Here is a 3,011-nt window from a genome sequence, read left to right as displayed (position 1 = left end):
CGGGACATACTTCCCAAACAGGCCCTAGTCTCTCGAGGGTGATGTCCAAAGGTTGGTCACGCGGCGTTACCAGCCGCGAAACCGCCGGCGGCGAAGCCTCCGGCACGTACTCCCGACCCCCGTCGGTGTCGGAGAGCAACGAAAACCCGCCTGCCGATCACCGCACGGCCACTTCGCGGTCCGGTACGGTCAGGCATCTGTCAGGTCGCTGTCAGTTCAATTGTCAGGTCAATCAGGAGCCGGCCGGCCAGCCGACGACCAGCCGACCGGCCGGCGCGCGGCTGCGGGTCGTGACGAGGCCCGCGCGGCGCATGCTGCGACGGTCGAGGAGGACGAGGTGAACGGTGTCGCGACGACCACCGCACCCGCGGCGGCATCACCTGTACCGCGGACGGGCGGGAGCGCGGTGAACCCACGGCGGTCCCAGCGCGGCGGCGCGAGCCGCGCGGGCGGGACGGCGGCATGATCCTGCGGGCCCGTCGCATCGAGCGGCTGGAGGAACATCCCAACCTCCGCGGCATTCTCGGCATCCTCGCCCAACTCGTCCACACCACCGACACGGAGCTCGTCTCGCTCGCCGGCGCCTGGCGTAACTCGGGGTACCTCGCCGCAGCCCGGGACAAGGCGCTCTCCCCCGACTCGCCATTGATCGTCGAGGTGCTGGCCGCCTTCGACGCGTTGAGCGCGATCTACGCCGACGACCTCACCGGCGCGGAGTACGTCACCGTCGAACCGACGATCGCCGCCACGGCTCTGCGCGCGATGCGCGACGCGGTCGCCGCCTCCTACGCCCGGCCCATCCTCGGCCGCGCGGAGTATGCGGCGCTGATGCGTCCGTGGCGTACGGTCTACCCTCGCGCGCGCGCACACGAACCCGACCTCGGCCCGGCCGCGGCGGACGTGAAGCAGGTTCTCGCGGCACTCCCGGTCCTCGCCGGGCGCTGCCACGATCCAGACAGCCTCGAGGTCTTCGACGACCTGCTGGTGTCCGCGCTCACCCGCGACGACTCCGCGCACCAGATGGCGATGGACGCCGCCTTCGCGAGCGCCGTGGTGACCGGGCGTCGCCGGGTGTGGACCCTGGTCCGGCGCAGCGCCGCCGAGGGCTTCTGGCGGTTGTGCCCGTACTGCCGCGGCCATCGGGGCACCGATTCGAGCGAGGACCGGCGGGTCATGGAGCTGTGCGCCGACCTGGCCTGCGCGCTGCTCGTCGAGGATCTCCTCGACGCCGACCAGTTCACCCGGCTGACCAGCCCGCTGCACACGCTCATCCCGTTGCAGCACCGCCGCGGTCGCTGACGCCGCCGCGGTCCGCCCGGCTGTCGGTCCGCCCGGCTGTCGGTCCGCCCGGCTGTCGGTCCACCCGGCTGTCGGTCCGCCCGGCTGTCGGTCCACCGGCCCGGCTCAGCCGGATGCGTCGGGCCGCCACGGCCGGTAGACGATCAGTCGGGCTCCGCCCGGAGTGATGACGATGCGTTCCACCCCCTCCGTGACCTCGCCGTCACAGGCGAACGGCAGCGGGCCGGGCTGACGGGATGAGATCGTGACCCGTTCGACCGTGTGTTGTTCGTACACCCGGCTGCGCCCGAGACGGCCGGTCAGCACCGCCCCCACCAGCCGGAGCCGGGCAAGCGGCGCCGCGGCGTCGACCACCCGCAGGTCCAGCAGCCCTTCGTCAAGGCGGGTGCGGTAGGTGGGGGCGAACCCGCCGGGCTGGTAGATCCCGTTGCCGACGAAGATCAGCCAGACCCGGCGGTACTCGGAGTCGATCTCGACCTCGAACGGCGCTTCGTGGCGCAGCACCCAGCTCAGCGCGATGAGCATCGCCGGCCACTTGCCGATGTGGCGCTCGAACCGTGCACGGATGGCGACCATGTCCGGGTAGCCGCCGAGACTCGCGGTGTTCACGAAGATACGGGAGAACCGACTGAACGTCGCGCTGATGCCCTCGGCCCGGCCGATGCCGACGGCGACCGCCGAACCCTCCCGTATCGCCTGCACCGAGTCACCCGCCTCGGCGAGTCCGACGTCCGCGGCGAAGTGGTTGAGCGTGCCCGCGGGGAAGACCGCCAGCGGCACGCCGTGCGCCAGCGCGGTCTGGGCGGCCGCGTTGATGGTGCCGTCGCCGCCGGCGACGCCCAGCACACGGGACCGCGCCGCCACGGACACCAGCGCGGTTCTTACGTCGCCGCCCGCGTCGACCTCGACGACCCGGGCCCTGGGCAGGTCGGCCCGCAGCACGGCGAGCAGGTCCGTGTGGTTACCCGGACCGGAACGGGCGTTCACCACCACCGTGAGGCCGTCGCCGTCGGGCAGGGCGGGCGCCCACGCCGACGCGGGGCTGGCCCGGGCAGGGGCCCACGGCCGACGCGGCATCACCTTCGTCGTCAGCAGGCCCGCCCCGATCCCCAGCAGCACGCCGGCGGCCACGTCCCCGGGATAGTGCACCCCGACGTACACCCGGGAGAACGCCACCGTGGCGGCGAGCGCGGCCACCGGCACTGCCGCGCCGGGCGCGTCCAACGCGACTCCGGTGGCGAAGGCGGCCGCCGACGCCGCGTGCCCGGAGGGGAACGAGAACGTCGTGAGATCCTCGCGAAGCCGCCGCAGCGGGGGAATCGTGTGAGTCGGTGGGCGGTCCCGGCGGAACACCACCTTCATCGGCCCGTTGGCGAGGACGCTCGCGACTCCCAGGGCGAGCAGGCCACGGGCGGCCGCCGGGCGACGGCGTCCCTTCGTCGCACCGAGCGTCCCGGCCACCCCCCACCAGAGCAGACCGTGATCGGCGGCATGAGACAGCCGCGGCAGCACCGGGTCGAGCAGCGGTCTGCCGCCGGCCAGCGCCGCGAACAGCGACCGGTCCGCCCTGGTGAAGGCGTGCAGGAACGTCCGGCCCAGCGCGATGTCACGGCGCATGAGGATCCGGGCGCGCCGACCGACCCGGCTCTCCGCGGGCCAGCGGAGAGCGGTCCCGGTTCCCGGCCTCGTTACCGGCCTTGACCCCACGCCGG

Annotated in this window: 2 protein-coding genes; one reads left to right on the top strand and one right to left on the bottom strand. The window is 73.2% G+C overall.

Going from position 1 to position 3,011, the window contains the following annotated elements; genetic code table 11:
* Positions 1–462: 462 nt before the first annotated feature.
* The gene (locus tag ACY45C_RS13575; RefSeq protein WP_462187973.1) at positions 463–1,299 is read left to right on the top strand and encodes a hypothetical protein; all 837 of its coding nucleotides are present in this window, start codon (positions 463–465) and stop codon (positions 1,297–1,299) included.
* A 105-nt stretch (positions 1,300–1,404) separates the two neighbouring features.
* On the opposite strand, the gene ACY45C_RS13570 is transcribed toward ACY45C_RS13575, so the two are convergent.
* Positions 1,405–2,916: a phosphatase PAP2 family protein gene (locus ACY45C_RS13570; protein WP_462187975.1), complete on the bottom strand. Its 1,512-nt coding sequence runs from the start codon at positions 2,914–2,916 to the stop codon at positions 1,405–1,407.
* Positions 2,917–3,011: the final 95 nt, after the last annotated feature.

The organism is Frankia sp. CcWB2 (genome assembly GCF_977927585.1).
Note: the sequence above shows the minus strand (reverse complement) of the source record. Positions and strands in the feature narration are given on the sequence as shown.

Coding starts and splice junctions, on each gene's coding strand:
- ACY45C_RS13575 (WP_462187973.1), top strand. CDS start 463: ATGATCCTGCGGGCCCGTCGCATCGAGCGGCTGGAGGAACATCCCAAC.
- ACY45C_RS13570 (WP_462187975.1), bottom strand. CDS start 2,916: ATGCGCCGTGACATCGCGCTGGGCCGGACGTTCCTGCACGCCTTCACC.